This window comes from Helicobacter aurati (assembly GCF_003364265.1).
In the GTDB taxonomy this organism is placed as follows: Bacteria; Campylobacterota; Campylobacteria; order Campylobacterales; family Helicobacteraceae; genus Helicobacter_A; species Helicobacter_A aurati.
Window position 1 is genome coordinate 52,061 of the sequence record NZ_NXLW01000008.1, and the last position, 24,468, is coordinate 76,528.

At 34.3% G+C, this 24,468-nt stretch carries 23 protein-coding genes; 16 read left to right on the forward strand and 7 right to left on the reverse strand.

Features of this window, described 5'->3' with window-relative positions:
- Positions 1–56: 56 nt before the first annotated feature.
- From CQA66_RS05350 to CQA66_RS05390, 9 genes are all read left to right on the forward strand, one after another.
- Positions 57–281, forward strand: a complete 225-nt coding sequence (locus tag CQA66_RS05350; protein WP_233707656.1) for a hypothetical protein — start codon at positions 57–59, stop codon at positions 279–281.
- Entirely contained in the window at positions 271–1,467 is a 1,197-nt protein-coding gene (locus CQA66_RS05355; RefSeq protein WP_104762329.1) for an Eco57I restriction-modification methylase domain-containing protein, read from the forward strand. The genes CQA66_RS05350 and CQA66_RS05355 overlap by 11 nt, the downstream gene beginning before the upstream one ends.
- Before the next feature lie 158 nt (positions 1,468–1,625).
- The gene (locus CQA66_RS05360) at positions 1,626–2,702 is read left to right on the forward strand and encodes a hypothetical protein (RefSeq protein WP_104762330.1); all 1,077 of its coding nucleotides are present in this window, start codon (positions 1,626–1,628) and stop codon (positions 2,700–2,702) included.
- Positions 2,702–3,559: a DNA adenine methylase gene (locus tag CQA66_RS05365; protein ID WP_104762331.1), complete on the forward strand. Its 858-nt coding sequence runs from the start codon at positions 2,702–2,704 to the stop codon at positions 3,557–3,559. Before CQA66_RS05360 ends, CQA66_RS05365 begins: the two co-directional genes overlap by 1 nt.
- Before the next feature lie 31 nt (positions 3,560–3,590).
- Positions 3,591–4,634 carry an N-6 DNA methylase gene (locus tag CQA66_RS05370; RefSeq protein ID WP_104762332.1) on the forward strand — a complete coding sequence of 348 codons (1,044 nt, stop codon included), beginning with the start codon at positions 3,591–3,593 and terminating at the stop codon, positions 4,632–4,634.
- Between the two features lie 251 nt (positions 4,635–4,885).
- Positions 4,886–5,020 carry a hypothetical protein gene (locus CQA66_RS09595; protein WP_267892933.1) on the forward strand — a complete coding sequence of 45 codons (135 nt, stop codon included), beginning with the start codon at positions 4,886–4,888 and terminating at the stop codon, positions 5,018–5,020.
- A 200-nt stretch (positions 5,021–5,220) separates the two neighbouring features.
- Positions 5,221–5,655 carry a DUF302 domain-containing protein gene (locus CQA66_RS05380; RefSeq protein WP_104762334.1) on the forward strand — a complete coding sequence of 145 codons (435 nt, stop codon included), beginning with the start codon at positions 5,221–5,223 and terminating at the stop codon, positions 5,653–5,655.
- A 70-nt stretch (positions 5,656–5,725) separates the two neighbouring features.
- A complete protein-coding gene (locus CQA66_RS05385; protein WP_104762335.1) occupies positions 5,726–6,376 on the forward strand; it encodes a thiamine phosphate synthase in 651 nt (216 codons plus the stop codon).
- Between the two features lie 28 nt (positions 6,377–6,404).
- Positions 6,405–7,166 carry a hypothetical protein gene (locus CQA66_RS05390; protein ID WP_104762336.1) on the forward strand — a complete coding sequence of 254 codons (762 nt, stop codon included), beginning with the start codon at positions 6,405–6,407 and terminating at the stop codon, positions 7,164–7,166.
- A 23-nt stretch (positions 7,167–7,189) separates the two neighbouring features.
- Here the strand turns inward: CQA66_RS05390 and CQA66_RS05395 are convergent, their stop codons facing one another.
- Both CQA66_RS05395 and dxs read right to left on the reverse strand, forming a co-directional pair.
- The gene (locus tag CQA66_RS05395) at positions 7,190–7,549 is read right to left on the reverse strand and encodes a rhodanese-like domain-containing protein (protein WP_104762337.1); all 360 of its coding nucleotides are present in this window, start codon (positions 7,547–7,549) and stop codon (positions 7,190–7,192) included.
- A 118-nt stretch (positions 7,550–7,667) separates the two neighbouring features.
- Positions 7,668–9,842, reverse strand: coding sequence for a 1-deoxy-D-xylulose-5-phosphate synthase (gene dxs, locus CQA66_RS05400; protein WP_233707658.1), 2,175 nt, complete (start codon positions 9,840–9,842; stop codon positions 7,668–7,670).
- 337 nt (positions 9,843–10,179) lie between these two features.
- Here dxs and CQA66_RS05405 point away from each other — a divergent pair, with 337 nt between their 5' ends.
- On the forward strand, positions 10,180–11,733 hold the full coding sequence (locus CQA66_RS05405) for a DEAD/DEAH box helicase (RefSeq protein WP_104762339.1): 1,554 nt from the start codon (positions 10,180–10,182) through the stop codon (positions 11,731–11,733).
- A 2-nt stretch (positions 11,734–11,735) separates the two neighbouring features.
- Complete coding sequence (locus tag CQA66_RS05410; RefSeq protein ID WP_104762340.1) at positions 11,736–12,566, forward strand: pseudouridine synthase; 831 nt, start codon at positions 11,736–11,738, stop codon at positions 12,564–12,566.
- Here CQA66_RS05410 and CQA66_RS05415 read toward each other — a convergent pair.
- On the reverse strand, positions 12,563–13,846 hold the full coding sequence (locus CQA66_RS05415) for a DUF2972 domain-containing protein (RefSeq protein WP_104762341.1): 1,284 nt from the start codon (positions 13,844–13,846) through the stop codon (positions 12,563–12,565). The two genes, CQA66_RS05410 and CQA66_RS05415, sit on opposite strands and share 4 nt — an antisense overlap.
- A gap of 37 nt (positions 13,847–13,883) precedes the next feature.
- On the reverse strand, positions 13,884–14,291 hold the full coding sequence (locus CQA66_RS05420; RefSeq protein WP_104762342.1) for a DMT family transporter: 408 nt from the start codon (positions 14,289–14,291) through the stop codon (positions 13,884–13,886).
- Positions 14,292–14,378: 87 nt separating this feature from the next.
- Between CQA66_RS05420 and dnaG the strand changes: the two genes are divergently transcribed.
- A complete protein-coding gene (gene dnaG, locus CQA66_RS05425) occupies positions 14,379–16,028 on the forward strand; it encodes a DNA primase (RefSeq protein ID WP_104762343.1) in 1,650 nt (549 codons plus the stop codon).
- Positions 16,029–16,069: 41 nt separating this feature from the next.
- On the opposite strand, the gene CQA66_RS05430 is transcribed toward dnaG, so the two are convergent.
- Genes CQA66_RS05430 through CQA66_RS05440 form a run of 3 tightly spaced genes read right to left on the reverse strand, consistent with a single transcriptional unit; the run spans position 16,070 to position 18,604 of the window.
- Positions 16,070–17,071 carry a DNA ligase gene (locus tag CQA66_RS05430; protein WP_104762344.1) on the reverse strand — a complete coding sequence of 334 codons (1,002 nt, stop codon included), beginning with the start codon at positions 17,069–17,071 and terminating at the stop codon, positions 16,070–16,072.
- On the reverse strand, positions 17,068–18,060 hold the full coding sequence (locus CQA66_RS05435) for a glycosyltransferase family 9 protein (protein ID WP_181882242.1): 993 nt from the start codon (positions 18,058–18,060) through the stop codon (positions 17,068–17,070). Before CQA66_RS05435 ends, CQA66_RS05430 begins: the two co-directional genes overlap by 4 nt.
- A 43-nt stretch (positions 18,061–18,103) precedes the next feature.
- Entirely contained in the window at positions 18,104–18,604 is a 501-nt protein-coding gene (locus CQA66_RS05440; RefSeq protein WP_104762346.1) for a shikimate kinase, read from the reverse strand.
- Positions 18,605–18,960: 356 nt separating this feature from the next.
- Between CQA66_RS05440 and CQA66_RS05445 the strand changes: the two genes are divergently transcribed.
- The 4 genes from CQA66_RS05445 (at position 18,961) to CQA66_RS05465 (ending at position 24,316) form a co-directional block, all read left to right on the forward strand.
- Positions 18,961–19,797, forward strand: coding sequence for a fumarate reductase cytochrome b subunit (locus CQA66_RS05445; protein WP_104762347.1), 837 nt, complete (start codon positions 18,961–18,963; stop codon positions 19,795–19,797).
- 17 nt (positions 19,798–19,814) lie between these two features.
- Positions 19,815–21,791: a fumarate reductase flavoprotein subunit gene (locus CQA66_RS05450; RefSeq protein ID WP_104762348.1), complete on the forward strand. Its 1,977-nt coding sequence runs from the start codon at positions 19,815–19,817 to the stop codon at positions 21,789–21,791.
- Positions 21,788–22,519 carry a fumarate reductase iron-sulfur subunit gene (locus CQA66_RS05455; RefSeq protein ID WP_104762349.1) on the forward strand — a complete coding sequence of 244 codons (732 nt, stop codon included), beginning with the start codon at positions 21,788–21,790 and terminating at the stop codon, positions 22,517–22,519. Before CQA66_RS05450 ends, CQA66_RS05455 begins: the two co-directional genes overlap by 4 nt.
- Positions 22,520–23,596: 1,077 nt before the next feature.
- Positions 23,597–24,316 carry an MqnA/MqnD/SBP family protein gene (locus CQA66_RS05465; RefSeq protein WP_104762351.1) on the forward strand — a complete coding sequence of 240 codons (720 nt, stop codon included), beginning with the start codon at positions 23,597–23,599 and terminating at the stop codon, positions 24,314–24,316.
- The last annotated feature ends 152 nt before the right edge of the window (positions 24,317–24,468 follow it).

Sequence of the window (24,468 nt, forward strand, 5' to 3'; positions counted from 1 at the left end):
CTTTTAATTTCTTGTTCTATAAGTACTACAAAAGGACTTTTTATTGATTTTGCATAATGAAACATAAAATCTCAGATATGGTTAAAGATAGTGTAATGGGCAGAATCTTTCTGTTTCTTAAACAGATAATGCCCTTTCAGGCAAAATGGGATAATAATCGCGGTATTGTTAAGAGAGATTTTGAAAATGCAAAAACATTTTTACTTGGTTCTTTTGAAAAATCTTTAAAATTAAGAGCAGAAGCCTACCTCCATTTTAGGAGATATTTTTATGAATCTTGATGTAGAAAATTTAGGGCAAGTTTTCACACCACCACATATTATAAGCGATATGTTAAATCTCATTCAAAGCACCAAGAGGCTTTCTAATCCACGATTCTTAGAGCCAAGCTGCGGGAATGGAGCATTTTTTGAAAATCTACCTAGCAATAAAATAGGCATAGAGCTAGATTCCAAAGTCATTTGTGATAAGTCTGTCTTAAATATTGATTTTTTTAGCTATTCTGTAAGTGAAAAATTTGATTGCATTATCGGCAACCCTCCTTATGTGCGTTATCAAGATATTTTAGATTCTACGAAATTCCTTTTAAGCACTTATAAAAATGTCTTTGATTCTCGCTCGAATTTGTATTTATTTTTTATCTATAAATCTATCTTGCATTTAAAAGATAAGGGGGAACTGATTTTTATCACGCCTAGAGATTTTCTAAAAAGCACAGCAAGCATAAAACTCAATGAGTTTTTATTCTCGCAAGGTAGCATAACAGATTTTATAGATTTGGGAGATAAAAAGATTTTTAACAAGGCTCAACCAAATTGTGCTATATGGAGGTTTGAAAAAGGTAATTTTGGGCGAAAAACCCAATGTTTGAGGGAATTTAGTTGCATCAATGGACAGATTCTTTTTACTAAAAAATCTTATAGTATTCCCTTTAGCTCATTGTTTTTTGTCAAAGTTGGGGCAGTGAGTGGGGCAGATTCTATTTTTGCTAGTGAGAAGTGGGGCAATGTAGAGTTTGTCCATTCTGCCACAGCAAAAAGCGGCAAAACTAAAACAATGATTTATGGAGAATGGGCAAAAGACTGCAAATATTTGGAGCAATTTAAAGAAAGGCTTTTACAAAGAAAAATTAAAAAATTTGATGAAAGTAATTGGTGGGCTTGGGGCAGAGATTATCATAAAAGCGAAAAACCACGAATCTATGTCAACACCAAAACTCGGAATAAAAAACCTTTTTTCTTACATTCTTGCAAGGCTTATGATGGCTCTATTTTAGCGATTTTTCCAAAATTTGAAGCAGATTCTAATATCTTACAAGAATTGTGTGAGAGATTAAATAATGTAGATTGGGAAGAGCTAGGATTTGTATGTGATGGACGATTTTTATTTTCCCAAAGAAGCTTGGAGAATTGTATGCTAGATTCTGGTTTTAAGGACATTGGCAGTAAATTGGGCATAAGGATTTAACTATGAAATGGATTCTGCTGTTTTGGAGGCACGCAGGGCAAAATGGAAGCCTGTAAAAAAGAGATTCCAAGTAAATGGTTGCGCCGCTATGCGCTGCTAAAGACGGAAGTGTGAGATATTAATAGGCTTAGATAATACCTAGATAATAAGAGATAAATATGTTACAAGCACAAATTCAAAATTTTTCTTATAAAAAAATATGGCAAGAGAATTTAGAAAACTTTACGTTCGTAAATATTAATGCTTTACCTAGTAAGTGTTTCATTAATTTTCAGAATAAAACTTTAGCTTTAAGCAAATGGGTTAGCCCCAAGCGCACACGGTCTTATCCTTATGCTAGAGTATATGATACTTTTGATAGCGGAGCAAACAAAGTTGTAACGATAATTCCACTCATTAAAGATGAGGGCATTAATGGAGATATGGATTATTTGCAATGGGATACGCTTTCTTTAATGAGTCTCTTGAATGTCTATGTGATTATAGGTTTTTATGATAAAGCAGAACTTAACACAAGCAAAATTGATAAAATTACGAATCAGCTTTTTAATAATGAATACATTGTAGAACAACTCTCTCAACTTGTCAACTATCATCAATCTGCATTGCATTGGAATCTTAACCAGCTAAACAATAAAAATCTTTCAAGGCTTGTAAATCTTGCAAAAAAATCTTACTTAAATATTTCTGCTATTCTAAATACTAAACTTCACAATCCTCAAAATATAGATAAGTTTATACAAAAAATCTTACAGAGCAGAGAATCTTTTATGCAATTTTCAAGAAAAAAGGCAGAACAAGCTCAAAACCGAGAAAGTTTGACTTTACAACCTAAGGAATATATTGGCATAGGACAAAAATCAAAAATTGTTATAGAAAATTATTTAGGTGGACAATATTTTTTCACAATTGATGATATTCTTTTTAAAAATGACATATTATATTTATGCGAAAGCAAGCATAGTAAAAATGCGTTATTACCAAGTAACGATGATATAAAAGATGGACTTTTAAAACTTATGCTTTATAATAATCTCTCCGAGATTGAAGGATATGATAATTTCAAGATTATTTTGAGATTAACTTCAAATATTCTACAAAATAGCATTATTTTGCCAAATGAGAATCTCGAATCTTTTATTCAAAACAATACCTTCAGCCCATCTCAAATTACCACCCTAAAAGCTTTAAATACAGAATCAAAGCAAAATAATTTTGAAATTTGGATAAATTGATGAAAGCTAGATTCTGCAAATCTCCCCTTCGCTATCCCGGTGGCAAATCAAGGGCAATTCAATATTTAAAAGAATATTTTCCAACAAATTTTAAAGAATATCGCGAGCCATTCTTTGGCGGTGGGAGTGTCGGAATCTATCTCATACAAAAATATGCTTCTAGCAAAAAAATAAAATTTTCCGCTAATGATTGCAACTATGATGTCTATTGTTTCTGGGATATTCTCAAAACGCAAGGTAATCATCTTATTGCAGAAATTCAAAGGCTAAAAAAAACATTTAAAGACGGGAGAGAACTCTATCATTTTTTAATGGCTAGAAGAAATGAAAATTTAAGCAACTTTCAAAGAGCAGTCGATTTTTTCATCTTAAATCGCATCACATTTTCTGGCGTGGTCGATTGTGGAGGATACTCACAAAAAGCCTTCGAATCGCGCTTCACGCAAAGTAGCATTGAGAGACTAAAGCCCATACAGGGCATTCTCGATAATTTTCATTTCTATTCCAATGACTATCAAGAATTGTTACACAAAGGCGGAGAGGACGTCTTTATCTTTTTAGACCCTCCATATTATGGCACAACCAAATCAAAACTCTATGGCAAAAAGGGGGATTTGCATACGCATTTTGACCATAAAATGCTTTGTGAAAATCTAAAGCAAACAAATCATAAATTTTTACTAACCTATGATGATAGTCAGATTATTAGAAATCTCTATAAGGATTTTTATATTCTTGAATGGAGCTTGCAATATGGAATGAATAATTATAAACAAGAAAAAGCCAACATTGGCAAAGAGCTTTTAATTAGTAATTTTAATCTATTACAAAAAAATTGCTTATTTAGTATGCGATAGATTATGTATATAATAGGGAGATAAAGAATCAATGCAAAAACACCTAAACAAAGAACGAACCGTTAATCTTGGTTCGTTTTATACCCCCACAAATATTGTCCAAAAAGCCTATGAGCTACTACAAAAAAGAGTGAATCTTAAGGATTTTTTGCTCTTTGATAGTGCTTGTGGTTATGGGGATTTTTTCATCGGTGATTATCAATATTTAGGTGCAGATATTGATGAGATTGCCTTGCAAAAAGTCAATTCTAAAATCCGTACAATTGCGACAAATTCTCTTTTAAATGTGTCTCGTTCTAAGTTTGGAATCCCAGAAAATGAAAATCTCATTATCATTGGAAATCCACCCTATAATGATAAAACTTCCATTATTAATAATGGCATTAAACGGCAACTTTTTGATATAGATAAAAATCTCGCCCACAGGGATTTAGGAATCTCATTCTTGCGATCTTTTGCGCTTCTTAATCCAGGTTTTATATGTGTGCTTCACCCACTCTCATATCTGATTAAAGAGAGTAATTTCAAGGCGTTAAAATTATTCAAGGAGTGTTATGCACTGCTTGAGGATATAATTATCAGTTCTGAAATTTTTACACCCCATTCCAAAACTTTTTTTCCAATTATTATTGCTCTCTATATAAAAGATAATCGGGGAATGGATTATGATTTTATTAAAAATTACCAATTTAGTACGGATAGCGGGAAAAAACTGCGATTAAATGACTTTGATTTTATTGGTAATTATGTCCTAAAATATCCAAACCCAAAAGACAAGCGTAAAGAAATCGCCTATTTTCATACTTTACGAGACATCAATGCACTCAAACGCAATCAAACTTTTATGACAAAATGCAGCGCAAACTCTATTCGTGTATTTCAAGATAACATACAATACTACTATTACATTCATCATTTTAAGAAATTCGCCGATAAACTTCCTTATTATTTTGGTAATTTAGATATTTTTATCAATCACGAGGAGTTTCTCAAAATTTCAGATGCCTTTATGGATTTTAAGACCAATGCATGCGTACAAGAGTACTTTGAAAAATTATTCAAGGAACTTGCATGAAAAACTTTACATATTGTCTGACTTAAACTTAAGAGGAGTTTTTATGAAAATAATTCAATTCAACAAAAAGCATAGGCACAGCCAATACTTCTGTTTATCCTTATTTATCATTCTAAGTAAAGTGAAGAATCTCATTTAATGGATGCTTATAGAGATTCTTCAGTTTCTAGGAAACTTCAGAATGACAGAGATACTTCGCATTCGCTCAGTATGACAAATAAAAGAGATGTTTATCCCTTTGGGAATGCAATATGGGCAAGAACTTTGTTCGTGCTAGTCGCTACCACTCTCGCATCGAGCAAGCCCTCGCACAATCCGCAAGGATTTTGCCCACACTTGCAAATATGACAAGAATGGTCGTAACATCACAAGGAAATTTAACATGACAAAGCCCTCAACACAATACAGCACGGATTTAAAGATATTCGTTCAATTCACATAAGACGCGTATTGTTTGGCAAGCTTTTAAACATACCAAATCAAGCTTTTAATGTAGAAAGTGCTTGTAAGGAATGCTAAATAAATACATCATTAATACTCGTATGATAGATTATTAATTTTATAAATTTTAATAGGATTAATTAGTATGAGGGCTTTAGTATTTATAGCATTTTTTTATATGGCGGTTAATATGGGGAATACAGCACAAATTGTAAAAAGTCGCTATGACTTTGACACGACTATCAATAATGTCTATACATTTTTGACACAAAGAAATATACCAATATTTACAGAATTTAATCATAGTAAAAACGCTCAAGAAGCTGAATTGCAACTTTATCCAACAAAAGTTATAGTTTTTGGGAATCCAAAAGTTGGTACACTTCTCATGCAGGAAAATCAACAAATAGGAATTGAATTGCCATTGAAAATTATCGTATGGGAGGATTCTAAGCGCAATGTGTTCGTAACTTCTACGGATATTAAGAATCTTGCAAGGCAATATCGTCTTACCAATAACAATGTTGTTGAAAATATTGCACAACTTTTGACAGAAATCCTTAATCATTCTGCTAAGTAACTGATTATAGTGAGTGTATTTATTTTATCTGGATACTTTTTAATTTTGTGATTTTGTAAAAAGATTTCTTATGCGTGATAAATTGTTTGGACTTTATGGTATTAGCGATTATAATCTCACACCTTATACAAAAATATTTGACTATTTAGAATCTGCAATTGACGGTGGATTACAAATATTCCAATTTAGAGACAAGATTCACAATGATAAAGAGATAGAGGGGCTAATAAAAGATTTGCAACTATTTTGTCGAGAAAAAAACATACTTTTTATTCTTAATGACAGATATAAACTTGCAATCAAAATGCAGTTAGACGGTGTTCACTTAGGGCGAGAGGAACTGCAATGTTTCTCTACCATACGCAAGAATTTTCAAGGTATTATTGGTGTGAGCTGTTATGCTAGTCTAGAATCTGCCCTTTATTATCAATCTCTGGGTGCCGATTATGTTGCGTTTGGCTCATTTTTTCAATCTCCTACAAAGCCAAATGCTACTCTAGCTCCAGCTGCGTTGCTTAAGAGTGCTAAACAGAAGTGTGATATTCCCATTTGCGTTATTGGTGGTATTGCTCCAGACAATGTGCATTTATTAAGGGAGGCAGATATGATTGCCGTAATTTCAGGTCTTTGGCAAAAAAGAACATCGTCTTTACAGGCTCAAGATTCTCATGATTTTGTCCGACATAATGCAGAAAAGCTTATATCTTTGTGGCGATCGTAATAGATATTGAAAGTATAGAGGGGTTTTTATGATACAGCCAGCGCATTTGCAAGGTCTTTTGAGTCAAATTGCTACTTCAAGTAACAATAAAGAAATTAATGCAAGTTTGCCTATGCTTTTACGGATTTTAAGCAAACAAGATGGCGGTAAATATCTTGTGCAATTAGGTAAACTTGTAATCGAGACAAATAGCAATAAAGAACTCGCGGTTGGTACAAATTATTGGGCGAATGTTAAGCAAGGAAAGGAGGGGCTTATAATCTCTGACCTAATTAAGCAACCAGCGATATTGCAGCAGCTTGAGAGTTCTTACTTAAAACTACACACAAAAGATTTGCGAGAACTATTGAATGAATCTCATGCAAGCGGTAAGCAAATTGAGAATCTTTTTAAGGAGTTTTTACTTGAAAGATTGCCGCTTGCTACTACAAAACAGGAATTTTTGGAGTTGTCTAATCTTCTTATAGCATTACAAAATGGTGTTTTTAGCATGGTTATTCAAGATGATAACGGTAGAGACAGGCTTGTGCAAATAAAAAAACAGGTTGATTTTTTGGAATTTTATAGTGTTTTTTTGCATTTGGGTGAGATAAGCGGGTTGGTTATGCTTGAAGATTCTGGTATTACTGCTAGATTACAGGTTATGAGTGAGAAAGTAAAAAATATCTTAGAGAATCATTTGCATGACTTGCATGGCTTTGATGAAATAAAAATTGAAGTAGGGCAAAATACACCGTTGTGGGATTTCAGTACGCTTAATACTGCATATATGTTAGATTTGCGCGGGTAGTGTATCAGTATTGTAAATAGAAACTACCATTGCAATTCGCGCAAACATTCTTTCTGTGTACCTACAATTTCGAATTTTTCATAGAATCTTGAAAAGAGATCGTCGAAAAAATAAATGTTGTTACATCCCATTGTTACGAGAATATTTCCCATTTGCGAAGCCCTTCCTCCTACTTTGCAATGTACGAGGATTTTTTTATCTGGATTATCTTGAGCGAGGTTATAAATTGCATGGGGTTCTCTAATATTTGGTACCCCCTTAATACGTGCGGCATTAACTTCCTCTTCTTCACGAATATCAATCACGATAAAGTCTTCTAGATTCATTTCGTCAATATAAATGGCTTTTGCCATGCTTTTAAAATGTACTCCATATTGCTGCATATTGTCCCTTTTAGTCAATGTAGTAAAAGGAATGATTATATAACATTTATGCTAATTTAACCTCCACAGAATCTAATGATAAATTTATGTTGTTATTTCTCTTTGGCAAACGACAGAGTTACGAAATAAACGAATGCACTTTTTGTGCTAAAGAAACACAATCCAAGCCTAAACTTTGCTCTACACGTTCGGTTTTTCCATGTTTAACGAATATATCATCTATTTCGAAACTTATAATCTTTGGAATCTTGCACAATTCATTCTTGGTATATAATTCATTGGCAAACTGCATGATCCTTGCGCCTACACCGTTAATTTTGTAGCTATCACTAAAGATAAAAATATGAGTATATTGTTGCAAGCATTGAACGAGGGAAAGAGAATCGAGGGGTTTTAGGAAAATCAAATCCATAAGATGAGCTTGTAATCCGTATTCTGTATAAAGTGATTCTAATGTAGCAGCCGCTCTGCCCACACCATTACCATAGCCCAAGAAAAGAATAGGGCATTTGCACGTATCGTGTGTTATCGGAAAATTTATTGTGTCGTTTGTTCCTTTGTTATTCGAGTGTATTTGTGCCGAATTTGTTTGTAAAGAATCTTGTACAGAAATATGACTAAGGGAATCGGGAATGAGATTATCGTGTTGCGTATGAAAAGCATTCTCCCAATTATCTAAAATCATTTGTGCTTTCTTATGATGTAAATGTGTTTTGTAATCTTTTTGTTTCTTGAAAAATGCACAAGCGATTATCTGACTTGCCATGCAACGTCTTTGTTCTTTGGAATGATTATGTAGGTTTGAAGAATCAGAATAATGCTGCTGCATATTGGCGAATGATTCCATGTCGCGTATAATGTAGAAATCTTGCGCAATGAATTTACCTCTAGGGTAGCGGATACCGAGCGGAAAGTTAGCATTAACACTCCATTGCAGTGCGTATTCTAGGCTTAAATTATCTCGCGGGGCGACAAGAACAATGTGCGGAATGCTTTGTAAATAGGCAATGTCTAACAAACCCTGATGGGTTTCGCCATCTTCACCTACAATGCCAGCCCGATCAATGCAAAAGACTACGGGAAGATTCATGATGCTGACATCGTGGATAATTTGGTCGAATGCTCGTTGTAGGAATGTGGAATATATAGCGATATAAGGCTTAAACCCTTCTTTTGCCATAGCCGCCATAGATGTAACAGCGTGTTGTTCAGCTATGGCTACATCAAAGAATCTTTCAGGAAATTCATCTATGAGTTTATCTAACCCAGTACCGCTTGGCATTGCAGCGGTAACCCCTACGATATGACTATGATGCTTTGCCATAGCAAGCAGGGTTTTGCTAAAAACTTGCGTAGGACTTTCTGTTGCATTGGCAGCAAGTGCTTTCCCAGTGTGCAGATCAAAAGGGGCAACTCCGTGCCATTTTTCATATTTTCCTTCCGCGATTTGGTATCCCTTACCTTTGATAGTTTGACAATGAATAAGAACGGGGCGATTGAGGTTTTCCGTACTTTTTAGTACAGAAATCACTTCCTCTAGGTTATTTCCATTAATAGGACCAATATAATCAATGCCAAATTCCTCGAAAAGCAGTCCAGGGGTAATAAGTTTAAAGCTCTCTTCGAATCTTTTTGCAATGAAAGCCGTTCCTTCGGGCATTTTATCCACTATCTTTTTTATTCGTTCTCTCATGGATTGGTAGAGTGGAGTGGCAATGGTTTTTGAGAGAATCTTCGAAATTACACCAATCGGTTTAGCAATACTCATTTCATTGTCGTTGAGTAAAATCACCACAGGCAATTTTAAATCTCCTAGTTCATTGAGTGCTTCATAAACTAATCCCGCGCTCATAGCACCATCACCTATCATTGCTATGGGTTTGCCTGTTAATTTTGCAACGCCAGATTGATTGTTGCTGTGTTTATTGAGTTTGCGTGCTTTGGCGACACCCACAGCTAAAGATAACGAGGTTGAGCTATGTCCAGCAATGAAATAATCTAATGCACTTTCATTTGGTGCTATAAAACCACTGATGCCACCAAATTGTCTTAGACTGCTAAATTGTTCATATCTTCCTGTAAGTAGTTTATGCGCATAAGCTTGATGGCTTACATCATAGATAAATGGATGTTTTGTGCAATCATATACGGTGTGCATGCCTACAATAAGCTCTACTGCTCCTAAAGTAGAGCTTAAATGTCCGCCGTTCTTACTGACTACTTCTAAGATTCTTTCTCTAATTGCTTGTGCTATGACTTCAAGCGATTCTATATTCGCAAATTGTAGCTGCATTCTGATATTGTTACCAGCTTTAAATTGATGTAAGAGGCTTTGTGTCGTGCTATATTGATGCTGCGTGCTTCCTTGTATATTGCCACAGCAGCCTCTGTCATTGATTAGTGAAAAAGAGTGTTGAGGCATTGACAAATCCTTTCATTAATTGAAGTTCAGCATTATATTATAGCATTTTATGAGTTATACATTTTTGGATCATATCATCTAATTTTTTGCTAGTTTAGAATATTTTAAGCAATGTAGAGAGAAGTTTTTGTGTCTCTAAAGATTTGATGAAATCCGAAGATTCAGTGTTATAATATGGGAATTTTTAACCACAAAGAGGAGCATTGTAATGAATAAACATGCAGCAATTCTACCACATGATTCGGAAAGTGATAATTCTCTTTCTGACGTAAGCTTTGAATCATTGGGATTAAACAAAAAAGTGCTAAAAGGCATCAAAGAAGCCGGTTTTAGCATTCCCAGCCCAATTCAAGAACGAGCAATTCCTCCAATAATGGAAAAACGAGATGTTATAGCTCAAGCGCAAACAGGAACAGGCAAGACTGCTGCCTTTGCTCTACCTATTTTGCATAGTTTAAAAAATGATTCTTCTATTGAAGCTTTGGTTATCACTCCTACAAGGGAACTTGCAATGCAAATTAGCGATGAGATTTTTAAATTAGGAAAATTTCTCAAGATTAAAACAATTTGTGTATATGGCGGTCAGAGTATCAAAAAGCAAATTGAGCTTATTGATCGCAATCCGCAAGTTATGATAGCTACACCAGGGCGGCTATTAGATCATCTTAAGAATGAAAGGCTGAAGAATTTTTGTCCTAATGTAGTAGTGCTTGATGAATGCGATGAAATGCTTGATATGGATTTTATAGACGACATTGAGGAGATTTTTAAATTCATTCCTAATAATGTGCAAACTTTACTTTTTTCTGCAACAATGCCCCCGCGCATACAAGAACTTGCTGAAAAAATACTCTATAACCCTTTGCATATTAGGATTAGTTCAGCAAATACAACTAATCAGGATATTTCTCAACGATATTATATTATCAATGAAAATGAACGTAATGAAGCACTTGTACGATTAATTGATACCGAATCTCCTCATAAAAGTATTGTGTTTATTCGAACTAAAAAAGAAGCTGAAGAAGTAAATACCTTTTTGCAAATCAAAGGCTATAAAAGTGTAGCTTTGCACGGCGACATGGATCAACGTATGAGGCGAGACGCCATTATGGCTTTTAAGAAAAAAGGTGCTGATATTTTGGTGGCAACTGACGTTGCAGCTAGAGGATTGGACATTAGTAACATTAGCCATGTCTTTAATTATCATATTCCTTTGAATATAGAATCTTATGTACATAGAATAGGTAGGACAGGTCGTGCAGGGAATAAAGGCGTAGCTATAACACTTTCTACTCCACTTGAATATAAAGATTTAAAGAAGATTCAAAGCAGTACGAAATCCCAGCTTAAACTTTATGAAGTGCCCAATGTCAGCGATGATGTAGTGATTAATGAGATTCTTCAAGCAGAAGTGTTGGATTCCGCCATATCGCTTTATGAGAATGTGAAAGATAAGATTGATGCTACACAATTAGCACTTAAACTACTTACGTTGCATTTGCAGAAAAATGTCAAGATTGGATTGAGTAAGCAGGAAGTAGAACACAATATACACGGTCAAGATGAAGCGAAGACAATGGATAACTCTCGCAGAACGTATGGAAAAAAAAGAACAGAAAAATTAGGCAAAGCAACTAATTATAATACTAAGAAATCCCAAGATAGAGCGCATAAAAAATCAAGCAAAATGAAACCCACTGCCAATGAGCTCAAGCAGCACAGAAAGCTGCAAAGTCAGCAAAAGTATTATAAAGGTTAATTTTGCGCTTAAATCATTTTATTGCATTACATAGTAAATATTCGCGTAGAGAATCAGATAAATTAATAGAAACAGGTAGAGTAAGAATTAATCAGATTCTTGCTAGCAGGTTTACTAATGTACCTACTTTAGCTATTCAGAATCCACGAGAGGCACAGAAAGATTTTAGAATATTCATTGATGGCAAGTTGCTTAATTATGTTAGTGGACATGCAAAGCGACGTTGGAGTGCAATTGTTTATCACAAGAAAAAAGGCGAGTTGGTTAGCAAAGTGGATCCAAGGGGGCGACCCGTAATTTATGATAGCCTTGATTCTAAATATGCGCATTTTATGCCTGTCGGACGGCTTGATTTTGCAAGTGAGGGGCTGCTTATTCTTAGCGATAATAGAGAAGTTGTACGTCTTTTAATGGAATCTAGTCTCAAACGTGTTTATCTTGTCAAAATAGATTCTGTGGTTCATCAGAAAATTATCGATGCAATGACTAACGGGCTATCCCTCAAAAATTCAAAAGCCGGCGGACATGCTCTTGGTAGTAGTGTATCTATGGATTTTCCCGCTATGGATTTTCAGATTCTTAAAAATGGTAAATTTTCCAAATTAAAGCTTTCTTTGAATCAAGGTAGAAATCGGGAAATACGACGTTTTTTTGCCCATTTCCGAGCGAATGTATTAGATTTGAAGCGCGTAAGTTATGGATTTGTAAGCCTTAATGCGCTTCCGCTTGGTACGACACGTTTTTTTACTAAGGACGAGTACAGAGAGTTAAAAAATTTTATGTCCTTGCAAAAATCAAATATTGAAATAACAATTAAAAACAACACTGATTAAATGTTACAACGTTTGCATATTGCTTCAAATTCCAAATAATACCGCCATGATTCTATAATATCTGGTCGAGTTTGTTTGATGTGTTCTATTTCGCCGTCCAAAATCACTTTTAGTTTCTTTGCTGTTTGCGGATTTCTTTGCAAGTATTCTAAGACATCTTTTTCAGTGAGTTTCTTAGAATCATTGCGATTCATTTCATTCTGTAAAATAGAAAACAGCTTATCTAGTTCTTGAACAACGAAGGTTTTGCACGGATTCTCTTGCAATTTCTCGAGACTTGCTTTGGTCGTCCATATCATAATATGGCTAAAGTTTTTATCGTGTTTATAATTAGCTGGCATCACTTGAGAGGTAATATTGTAGCTATATGATTCGAAAGTCATGCTATGTTGTTGTAGATTGCAAATAAATTCTAAATCTTGATTCTTATAGGGGATATGGAATCTTATGGGTAAAAAGGGGCGCAATGAGCCATAAAGACTTCCTTCAAAGTAATGCTTGTCTTGTGGTGGAAGAAAATCAAATAGAGAAGAAAGTTTTTTGATACTTTTCCAAGTTCTTTTGCCTGTTATTTCATTCATATCGATATAGTGGATTTTCGTAATATACGGTAAAGATTCTTTAATAGCGTGGGTTATGAAGGAGGTTTGCATGCCTTGCATGGAAGTTCGTTGAGAAATAAGGTATTCGAGCATATTTAAAGATGGTGTATTAGAAAGGAAAGTTTGCTTGGTTTGCGTGTTGTAGCCGTTATATTGTATGCAGTCTGAAAATAGGGCACTAAGGTCTGCCCCCCCCCCCCGTATTATTGTTGTTATATTCTTTCTCTCCATTGAATGATTAATTGCGGATTTACATATCGCGATAGGATCCCTTACGAGAATAATGGCGGGAACTTTTTCGCGAATTGTTGCAAAAAACTTTTGATGATCTGTGAAGTTATATTCAGATAGAGTGATTATGTTGTAATGATGTTTATCTTTAATCAAACGTTTATAAATATCTTTATATCTCGTGTAGCCATCTTCTTCAAAATGCCAGTTCGTTTGGATATTGCATTGTGTAAGAAATTTCTGCATAGCGTTGTGCCCTGTTGCGTGCGATGCGATATAGAGGAATTTGTATCCTTTTGGTAGTTTTTTATTCAATTGCCATGCAAGCGGGATAAATAAGTCGATAAAAATATTATCACGTAAGATTCTGTTTAGGCGATGTGTTAGGGCTTGCTTGATTCCTTTTTCTCTGAAAATGCGCCAAGTATTATTGTTTGTTAGTTTCATAATTGTTCCTTTGGTTTTAATTATTTCGGTATTTTATCTATTCGTGATTTTCGCCCATTATTACACAGATAATTCCTATGAATCCAATAATTACTCCGCAATATTGTTGTGTTGTTAGCGACGGTTCAAAGAAAAGGAAAGAAATACATAAAATGCCAATTAATCCCACTATTTCCCATACAGAATAAGCAACTCCAAGCGCAATAGTACGTAGAGTAAGCGACATGCAATAATAGGAGAGTGTTATCATGCAGAGTAAGTTAATTTTTGGTAGCAGTTTGGTGTCGATATGGAATCCATAGATTTCTATGGATTCTTGTATGCCCAATTTTTGTAGCCATGATGGTATGATTTGCAGGAGTGTTATTCCTCCAATTTCTAAGCTAATTGCAATAATCAGAAAAACCCATGCTAAGAATCTGGAATGCGTGTGGGGTTGTTGCATGTGTTCCCTCTAGTTTCTAAGATACTAGCTTATTATAACATAGATAAACTATGCTAGAATCCTGCTAGCTTTGTTGAGGGGAAAATAATGCCAAGTATTACTCAAGCAAGCCTTGAAACACTCAAAACACATATTGATATTATTGATTTAATCGGTCATTATATTGACGTAAGAAGAGTAGGGTCGAATTTTATGGCATTGTGTCCATTCCACGATGATAAAACGCCAAGCTTTTCTATTAGTCAGGCAAAGGGGCTTTATCATTGTCATGCTTGTGGCGCGAGCGGGGATGGAATTAAATTTATTATGGAATATCAGCATATAAATTTTCAGGAGGCAGTAGAAAGCATTGCGCATTTTTTTCATGTTCCACTCGAGTATGAAAGTGGTGTGCCACAAAAGAAAAGCGAGATTCTTTCTACACTTACACTTTTTTATCATCATCAGCTTCTTAAACAGCAAGAAATTATGCAATACCTTTTTTCTCGTGGTATTACTTTGGATTCCATTAAAACTTTTGAGATTGGTTATTGCGGGGCGAGTTTTGAGACACAAAAAGCAATCCAGCAGCATAATCTTGATTATCAAGAAGCTTTAGAATATGGCATTCTTGGGGAAAGCCACAATAAGCCGTATGCGCGTTTTGCAAATCGCATTGTGTTTCCTATTCACTCAAGTAATGGTTCGGTGGTCGGTTTTGGTGGAAGAACCTTAAGTCAAGATAAAAATATTGCGAAGTATATTAATTCTCCTCAAAGTAAATTATTTAATAAATCTAAAATCTTCTATGGTTATCATTTGGCAAAGCAATTTATATATAAGCAGAAAAGTATGATTATCTGTGAAGGTTATTTAGATGTGATTTTGTTGCATCAAGCAGGATTCCGTAATGTTGTCGCAACTTTAGGTACAGCATTGAATCAGGGGCATTTAGGAATTATTAATAAGGATAGTCCAAGAATATATATGTGTTATGACGGGGATAATGCCGGAATTAATGCGGCGTATAAGGCGGCAAAATTTCTTTCTCAGCAGAGTAAAGATGGTGGCGTGATTCTCTTGAAAAATGGGTTTGATCCTGCTGATATGATTCTATTACATCAGGAGACAGAATTTAGAGTAGCTTTAGAAACTGCTAAGCCGTTTATTGATTTTGTATTAGAGAGCATTATTTCTCGTTTTGATTTACATAATCCCATTCAGAAAGAACAAGCATTAAAGGCGAGTATGGAGTTTATGTCTACTTTAAGTCCACTTATACAAGATGATTATAAAGAGCAAAGATTACCACAAATGCTTAATATTGAGAAACGGCATATTAAAAAAACATACCGTAACTCTCATAAGGAAATATTTATACCTACACACTTTGAAAATATTGCAGAGGCAAATATTCTTGTTAATATGCTTGATAGCGAGGAGAATTTTTATCTTGGCATGCAGTTTTTGGAAGCAAGGCACTTTCGGCAATATCATGAAGAGTTTACTATGATAGCGCAAGGTATAAGAGAACACGATAGAATTGTAGCTCTACGTTTTAAAAGCGATGCGAAATGTTTTAGCCCAAAAGAATTTGCGTATGAATTAAGAATCTTTCTGCTTGGATATGCCAAAAACTGCGTAAGACAAATCACAAGTGATACTAGGTTAAATGGTGCGGCTAAAATCGAACTTATTGGTAAGTTAAGAAAAGCTATTGAAAGATTAGAACTAAAACGAGAGTTGGTTGTCGTGTAGTGATAGAGTAGCTTGATTGTAGTGATTCTTTATTGCGTTGCTTATTCCTTATAGATTCTTAAGAAAGTCGGGAATCTTGGTATGCCGTTTTTTGTTAGTCCTTGATATTGGTATGTAATAATGCTGCCGAGTTTGGGTGGATTCTCACGTAATGTATTATTCCAACCAGAGCCAACTTTAAAACTAATATTTTCAGTTTGAGAATCTATGGATAATTTGTTGTGATTATTCGATGTGGATTGCCTAAGACTAGCTTTTGTTTGTGTGCAAATTACTGCCCCCATTTTGCCTTGCAATTTCCCTTTGCCCTCTACATAGCCTATGATTTTGCATTCTGAATCTTGACGTTTTTTGAGTTTGAGATTCTCATTATTTCGACCACCTTGATAGGGGTTATAGTTTTTGCGGATAATTAATCCCTCACCTTGTAAGTTGGTAACAACACGTAGTTTTTCGTATAATGCTTTTTTGGATTTGACAACTTCTTGTTGAAGAACGGTTATATGTGGATGAGGATGGCTGTCGAGATAGTTTTGTATTTTTGTTAATCTACCTAAGAGGCTACATTCAGATGGTAGGTTTTTAGTGGTTTTGGTAGTAGGAGTTTGGCACAATTGTTTATTAAAATTATAAGGAGGAATCACATCAAAAACATAGTAAGTGATTCTATCCCATGATTTACAAGTCGGCTTTTGTTGTCGAACAATACTTGAGATATTCTCAAAATCATTACGTTTTGTCCACAATTCTCCATCAAGTGGAAATGGAGGAAATGATTTTATCCAGCATGTTGGAGCAGGAATAATTTTCCCATTACGTGTTTTCATGACTTTGCCATCCCATATTGCCCTTATGCCATCAAGTTTTTCGCTTATAAGATATTCAGTAATATGAGATTCTTTAAGCAATTTATCTTCATAATTCTTAAAAAGAAGAATAACGTTTGTGTCGATTGATTGAGCGTTGCCTATCGAGTAAAGTACAAGTAGCATCAAATGCAAATATTTTAGGGGGCTTTTGATTCTGTTATATTGATTACTCATTGTTGTTGTACTTGGGTTTTAATAATATTATAGACAAGCTCGGGTTGTATATCCTCTATGCGCCTACCTTGCAATTCATTTTGCGTAAAATCTTTAGTAATTTCTGCAAGATTACGGTGGGAAAATATGCCAAATGGCGTGAGGATAATATGATTCTTTTTTTCACTAAAGATTCCATAACGTAGAGGGTTGTTGTATTTTGTATAGAGGTAAAGACTTACCGTTGCAATTCCTAATGCACTCGCACAATGCAACAATAGAGTATTGTTAGAAAGAAAGATTTTTGCACAGCTTATAATGCTTAAAAGTTCATTGGAATCAGCCGTTATATAGAGATTTTTTGCATGCAAATGCGCATATTGTTCTAATAAAGCACTATAACCCACACGTTCGCTAGGATGTGTAACAAGCAGAATCGTGTGTTCTGTTGCCAATAGATCGGCGATAGCAAAGAAATTCTTCGCTAACCATCCGCGAGCATTATTGTCGTTGCTAGGACAAATAATAATCAGATGGGAATCTGGCTTTTCAGAGAATCTTGATTCTAGGTACTTGTGTGCTTGTTGTTTTTGTTGTATTGTAAGATAGAGTTTAGGGAAGAAGATGCCTTGACAATTTAGTGGTTTTAATAAATCAAGATAATATTGCGTTTCATGCTTTTTGAAAGGATGTCGAGGCTGTTTAATTTTATAATTAAACAGAAATGAATATAAATGGGAAAATATTCCTATGCGGATTCTTACTCCCGCTAAAAATAAAGCTAAGGTGCTTTTTCTATCTGAAATGAACGAAATAGATATGTCTATTTGCGCTTTTTTGAGTGTTTTAGTAAGATTGGATTCAGTATCGATAAAAAAAATATTATGAATAAAAGGGTTATTGCTTAATAAATGTTGCATACTAGAGTGAATAAGAAAGCTAATATTGGCTTGAGGATAAAATGATTTGATGGATTCCGCACACGGCAAACAGAAAATAAGAGAAGCCAAACTTGTCATTTCATTGCAATGTACAAGTAGGAAATGATAGTTTTTATTTTTGATTAATTTGATCATGAAGTACTTTCATTGTATCTTGAAAAACGTGTTCGGGAGTAGAGTTCGCATTAATAATGATATTGCTTGCTCGTATATATGTAGGTTCTCGTTGTATAAAGAGCTGTTTTGCCTTTTCCAAATCGCAGAACAATGGTCTTATGTTTGGAGATTGCATAACCCTTTGTGTGATAATTTTGAAATCGACTTGTAAATATAGGCAGATTCCCAGTTTACTTATATCATTAAATATTGGCATGCCTCCGCCAGTAGCAATAATATAATTTTGTGTATTTTCGAAAGAATGAATAAATTGCTGTTCTAAATTACGAAAATGTTGTTCGCCTTGTGAAGCGAAAATTTCTGTAATACTACGTTTTTCTTGTGATTCTATATAGTTATCACTATCAATGCACTTGCTACCTAATGCTTGAGCCAAAAGTGGTGCTAAAGTACTTTTCCCGCTGCCCATAAAGCCAATTAAAACTATATTTTTCACTTGTGTTCCTAGATAAAACAAGAATATTAATATCCATCATGATTAAAAGATGATAGATAAGTCTAATTAAATCCTGCATTATAATATAGATAAAACTATAAAACTTGGTAAAATCTAGTAAAGTTTTAAGAGCCTTATATATATCATAAAATAAAAATTAAATCCTCAATTATATTCTTGTAAAAAATAAGTAATGTGTAATTTTTACTCATTACTACAAAAAAATAATAAATACTAAATTTTAAAGTTATTTCAAGCAAATATATTTTATAATTTTTGCAATCGCATATAACCTAAAGTCAGTTATATGCTATTACAATTTGGAATTATCCATTTTAAGTTTTAAGGGAGGCTTAATGCAAGAAGAGAAGATTATTGAAGGATATTTAGGTATAACTCCTGAACGTAAAAAAAGCAGAGTGCCCGCCAAGCTAGATTGGTGGCAAAGCGCAACGGGGTTATTTTTAGGTTTGTTTATGATTTTTCACATGTTTTTTGTTTCTAGCATACTTATCAGCGATGAATTTATGTATGCAATTACTAAATTCTTTGAGGGAAGTATTTTTATTGCTGCAGGCGAACCTAGAATTGTTAGTGCTGTGGCAGCATTTGTTTTTATTGTATTTGTAGCACATGCTTTTTTAGCAATGCGCAAATTTCCCATTAATTATAAGCAGTTTTTAGCATTGAAAGCACATAAACATCTTATGAAGCACAGTGATACAAGCTTATGGTTTATTCAAGCTATGACAGGCTTTGTGATGTTTTTTCTTGCAAGTGTTCATTTGTATATTATGTTTGCCCAACCCGATACTATTGGACCCAATGGCTCATCTTTCCGCTTTTTTAGTCAAAATTTTTGGCTCCTTTACCTAGTGTTGCTTTTTGCAGTTGAGCTTCATGGCTCTATTGGATTGTATAGGTTATGTATTAAATGGGGCTGGTTTGAAGGACTAGGAATCACAGGATTAAGGAATGCCAAATGGGCTATGAGTGCATTTTTTATTATTCTAGGATTAGCAACCTTTTATGCCTATTTTTCTAAAGGAAAAAATCAAACTTTTAGAGACATTAATGAAGCAAAAGAATATGATCATAATAATTTTGGCAAACATGCACAAGCAGAAGCAACAAGCCCCCAAGATATAGCGACAAAAGCAGTTGCTATCGCGAAAGAAAATTTAAGCAAATAACCTTAAAAGGAAGATTTATGAAAGTAGTATATTGCGATTCATTGATTATTGGCGGAGGTTTAGCAGGTTTACGTGCTTCCATAGCGGCTAAACAAGAAGGATTGAATGTAATTGTATTGAGTCTTGTTCCAGTGAAAAGAAGCCATTCTGCTGCTGCTCAAGGAGGCATGCAAGCAAGTTTAGGAAATTCCATTAAGAGCGATGGCGATAATGAAGACCTGCACTTTGCTGATACAGTAAAAGGTAGCGATTGGGGTTGCGATCAAGATGTGGCTAGAATGTTTGTTACTACTGCCCCAAAAGCTATTCGTGAACTAGCTGGATTTGGTGTGCCATGGACTAGAATTCAAAAGGGTGATAGACCTGCAGTTATTAATGGTGAGAAAGTTACGATTACTGAAGATGACTTTAGACACGGTTATATACACTCAAGAGATTTTGGTGGAACAAAAAAGTGGCGTACTTGTTATACAGCTGATGCAACAGGGCATACTATGCTTTATGCTGTGGCAAATGAGGCATATAAACTCGGCGTAGATATTCAAGATAGAAAAGAAGCTGTTGCAATTATCCACCAAGACGGTAGATGCTATGGAGCAGTTGTGCGTGATCTTATTACTGGCGAATTGATTGCTTATGTAGCTAAGGGGACATTGATTGCTACAGGTGGATATGGTAGAGTGTATAGGAATACTACTAATGCTGTGATTTGTGAAGGTATTGGTGCCGCTTTAGCAATGGAGACTGGAATTGCAAAGTTAGGTAATATGGAGGCTGTGCAATTTCATCCCACACCACTTGTCCCTAGTGGAATATTGCTTACAGAAGGTTGCCGTGGTGATGGTGGAATTTTACGTGATGTTGACGGTTATCGTTTTATGCCAGATTATGAGCCAGAGAAAAAAGAATTAGCAAGTCGTGATGTTGTTTCAAGACGAATGCTTGAACATATACGTAATGGAAAGGGTGTAAAATCTCCTTATGGAGATCATTTATGGTTGGATATTGCTATTTTAGGCAGAGCACATGTTGAACGTAATTTGCGAGATGTTCAGGATATTTGTAAAACATTTGCTGGATTAGATCCAGCTGAAAAATGGGCACCAGTTCGTCCTATGCAACATTATTCTATGGGAGGGATTCGTACAGATTACAGAGGAGAATCTCATCTTAAAGGGCTGTTTGCTGCAGGCGAAGCTGCATGTTGGGATCTACATGGCTTTAATCGGTTGGGCGGTAATTCCGTAAGTGAAGCTGTTGTGGCAGGTATGATTATCGGTGGTTATTTTACAGAGTTTTGTAAAAATGCAGAAATTGACGTACGAACATCGACGTTAGAATCATTTATTAAAAAAGAAGAAGCACATATTGCATCATTATTGAATAATGCAGGAACAGAAAATATTTATGAATTAAAGAATCAGATGAAAGATATTATGGATAATGATGTTGGGATATTCCGTGAAGGAAAGAGTTTGCAAGAAGCAGTAAAAAAACTAGAAGAACTTTATAAACGCACGAGAAATATACATGTAAGTAACAAAAAAATACATAATAACCCTGAACTTGAAGATGCTTACCGTACTCCGAGAATGCTTAAGATAGCTTTATGTGTCGCTAAAGGTGCTCTTGATAGAACAGAATCTAGAGGAGCACATTCAAGAGAAGATTTCCCAAAACGAGACGATTTAAATTGGCTAAAGAGGACTCTTGCAGGTTGGAGCGATGACCCAAATCAAACCTTACCAGATATAACCTATGAAGATTTAGATATTCTTAAGATGGAAATAGCACCTGGTTTCCGTGGTTATGGTGCAAAAGGTATGATTATTGAACATCCAAACAGTGCTAAGAGACAAGCTGAAATAGAAAAAATTACCAAAGAAATTCAAGCAAAAGGTGGCGATAGATATGCTATACAAGAAGCTTTAATGCCATTCAATTTGCAACCACATTATAAAATGAGAAATCAAAGATTAGGAGATAAGCAATGAGTGCAGAACAAGGAAGAACTATTACTATTAGGGCATTGAAATTTGACCCTCAAAGTGCAATTTCTAAGCCGCATTTTAGAGAATATAAATTACTAGAAGCCCATTCTATGACGGTTTTTATTGCATTGAATATGATTCGCGAACAACAAGACCCTGATTTAAGTTTTGATTTTGTTTGTCGTGCAGGAATTTGTGGTAGTTGTGGCATGATGATTAATGGGAGACCTAGACTTGCTTGTAGAACACTCACTCAAGACTTTCCTGATGGTGTCATCACTCTTATGCCATTACCGGCATTTAAACTCATTAAAGATCTAAGCGTGAATACAGGCGATTGGTTTGAGGGTATGACGAAGAGAGTTGAGAGTTGGATTCACACACAACATAGACCAGATATTTCCAAACTTGAAGTACCTATTGAACCTAAAATTGCGGATGAAGTATTTGAGCTTGATAGATGTATTGAGTGTGGCTGTTGTATTGCTAGTTGTGCAACTAAAGTTATGAGAGATGATTTTGTTGGTGCTGCAGGTATGAATAGAATTGTTCGTTATATGATTGATCCCCATGATGAACGCACGGATGAAGAATATTATGAATTAGTGGGTAATGATGACGGTGTTTTCGGTTGTATGAGTTTGATTGCATGTCACGATGTTTGTCCGAAAGAGTTGCCATTGCAGAGTAAGATTGCATATTTAAGACGCAAAATGGTGGCTTTACGATAGACGGATGAAATAAAATAATTGTAGAGCAGTAATATTTGATTCATTATATATGGATATATAGATGATTTTCTCTTTTACCTATGTGTTTCTTTGAACTTTGTCATTGTTTCAAGTATTTTTGCGTATAATATTTTCTAATATTTTAGTCAATTACAGGATATATTGCAATTTTAAGATGAAATCTGCATCTAACGATAATTACTGATTGTTAAACAAGGCTTTATCGAATTGATACACAGATTCTTTTTAAGTTTTTATTATTAAAACTCAAGAAAGAATCTTTGTAATTTCATATTCTTGTCTTTAACAAGGTTTTTGAATATTTTTTGTTTACTTAGACGTAAAGTCTACCAGATAGTTTATGGCAATATTATCTTGTTTGTATTTTTTGATTGTTAGGATTTTGCTTTTTAATCTTAAGCTACATTTTTTGCTAACGTTTTTAAAGGTTAATCAGAATCAAAATACTTTTTATATTTGTGGGTATGCAATTAAGCAATAATGTCATGAAATTTTGCGTTAAATTTGTATTGATTTTTTCATGCTGGTGTTGATTAACTTATGTTTAGTTATGCGATTCTTAATTTTTTATATTTAGAAAGTATCCTTTGATTGTTAATTTTATTTATAGTATTTTTCTAATTTTTAGGTTTTCTTGTTTGTGCATTTTTGCAAGTTTTCTATTCTATAATAAATATTTTGTTTATTGAGTCATACTTAAAGTCTCTGTATTATTTACATAGAATTTAGCATTTGCTGATTGCAAATTTCTGTTATAAGGAGAGGTTCGCCTTATAACATTCCAGATTATTTTTTAGGTATCTTAATATTTTGTAATCAGACGAGCAATACTAATACTTTTTCAAAAGACATGCAAACATTGCTTTTAACAAGAAATCCCAAACAATTTACTCTATGGGTACCCTCCCAAGAAATTATTATGCTTTCTATTTTTTATACTTTTATTAAACAATATAAATTATATTTATACAATTAGACAAGCTACAGTACATTACTTGTATTTCAATTTTTTGTTATATTTCTAGTCATATTAATGAATTATTTTGAGGAGTTTTTATGCGTTTTGGAAAGATTGAATATCTTAATTTACTGGTTTTTGATGTTTTTATTAAGCAATACAAAATGAGTTCGAGTCCTAAATCTATTTTTTTTCTTCGAAAAACTTATCCTTCGAAGCTAAATAAAGATTTTCTTTTTCGACGCATTGATGCGGGTTTTATTTCTTCTGTTGCAGGTGAAAAATCTCATAGAATCTTTAAGGCTTGCGATGTCGGTATTATTGCTCATAAAGAAGTATGGAGTGTGCTTGCCATTCTTTCAGATTCTGGGGATGATTACCAATCAGCAACTTCTAATGCACTTTGTAAAATTTTACATTTGAATGGACAAGTAATGATAGGCGATCGTGCACTTAAATATTATTATCTACACAAAGATAGTTGTAGTTTTATTGATATGGCAAATTTGTGGTATCAGAAAACACACTTACCTTTTACTTTTGGGAGAATGTGCATGAATGCTTATGTTGATTTTTACCGAAATTTAATGTTAAGCTTTGTGCGCAAACTGGGCAGAGGTAAATCGCGTTTTAAAGGAATTAAAATCCCTCATTACATTATTATGCGTTCTGTAAAACACATAGGGATTGATAAATCTTTCGCTCTTGCATACTTACGAAATATTTATTATACGTTAGGAAGTAAAGAGAAGCTAGGTCTTTTGAGATTTTATCGTGCTTTGCGTTTGCAGAGAATCAAGTTACCCCAAAGATTTTAGCTAAAATTTATGTTATAGATTTATTGCATTTTATATTATTAAAATATATTATTACACCGCCCACACCATCATAAACTTCCTAACAGGCATCAACAATGAAGAAATGTGTTTCATAGGATTCAAAGAGAAATCTCGCACACAAATCTTACAAT

Excerpts from the sequence above, each read along its gene's own strand:
- CQA66_RS05350 (WP_233707656.1), top strand. The coding sequence starts at position 57 with ATGAAACATAAAATCTCAGATATGGTTAAAGATAGTGTAATGGGCAGA.
- CQA66_RS05355 (WP_104762329.1), top strand. The coding sequence starts at position 271 with ATGAATCTTGATGTAGAAAATTTAGGGCAAGTTTTCACACCACCACAT.
- CQA66_RS05360 (WP_104762330.1), top strand. The coding sequence starts at position 1,626 with ATGTTACAAGCACAAATTCAAAATTTTTCTTATAAAAAAATATGGCAA.
- CQA66_RS05365 (WP_104762331.1), top strand. The coding sequence starts at position 2,702 with ATGAAAGCTAGATTCTGCAAATCTCCCCTTCGCTATCCCGGTGGCAAA.
- CQA66_RS05370 (WP_104762332.1), top strand. The coding sequence starts at position 3,591 with ATGCAAAAACACCTAAACAAAGAACGAACCGTTAATCTTGGTTCGTTT.
- CQA66_RS09595 (WP_267892933.1), top strand. The coding sequence starts at position 4,886 with ATGGGCAAGAACTTTGTTCGTGCTAGTCGCTACCACTCTCGCATCGAG.
- CQA66_RS05380 (WP_104762334.1), top strand. The coding sequence starts at position 5,221 with ATGAGGGCTTTAGTATTTATAGCATTTTTTTATATGGCGGTTAATATG.
- CQA66_RS05385 (WP_104762335.1), top strand. The coding sequence starts at position 5,726 with ATGCGTGATAAATTGTTTGGACTTTATGGTATTAGCGATTATAATCTC.
- CQA66_RS05390 (WP_104762336.1), top strand. The coding sequence starts at position 6,405 with ATGATACAGCCAGCGCATTTGCAAGGTCTTTTGAGTCAAATTGCTACT.
- CQA66_RS05395 (WP_104762337.1), bottom strand. The coding sequence starts at position 7,549 with ATGCAGCAATATGGAGTACATTTTAAAAGCATGGCAAAAGCCATTTAT.
- dxs (WP_233707658.1), bottom strand. The coding sequence starts at position 9,842 with ATGCAGCTACAATTTGCGAATATAGAATCGCTTGAAGTCATAGCACAA.
- CQA66_RS05405 (WP_104762339.1), top strand. The coding sequence starts at position 10,180 with ATGAATAAACATGCAGCAATTCTACCACATGATTCGGAAAGTGATAAT.
- CQA66_RS05415 (WP_104762341.1), bottom strand. The coding sequence starts at position 13,846 with ATGAAACTAACAAACAATAATACTTGGCGCATTTTCAGAGAAAAAGGA.
- CQA66_RS05420 (WP_104762342.1), bottom strand. The coding sequence starts at position 14,291 with ATGCAACAACCCCACACGCATTCCAGATTCTTAGCATGGGTTTTTCTG.
- dnaG (WP_104762343.1), top strand. The coding sequence starts at position 14,379 with ATGCCAAGTATTACTCAAGCAAGCCTTGAAACACTCAAAACACATATT.
- CQA66_RS05430 (WP_104762344.1), bottom strand. The coding sequence starts at position 17,071 with ATGAGTAATCAATATAACAGAATCAAAAGCCCCCTAAAATATTTGCAT.
- CQA66_RS05445 (WP_104762347.1), top strand. The coding sequence starts at position 18,961 with ATGCAAGAAGAGAAGATTATTGAAGGATATTTAGGTATAACTCCTGAA.
- CQA66_RS05450 (WP_104762348.1), top strand. The coding sequence starts at position 19,815 with ATGAAAGTAGTATATTGCGATTCATTGATTATTGGCGGAGGTTTAGCA.
- CQA66_RS05455 (WP_104762349.1), top strand. The coding sequence starts at position 21,788 with ATGAGTGCAGAACAAGGAAGAACTATTACTATTAGGGCATTGAAATTT.
- CQA66_RS05465 (WP_104762351.1), top strand. The coding sequence starts at position 23,597 with ATGCGTTTTGGAAAGATTGAATATCTTAATTTACTGGTTTTTGATGTT.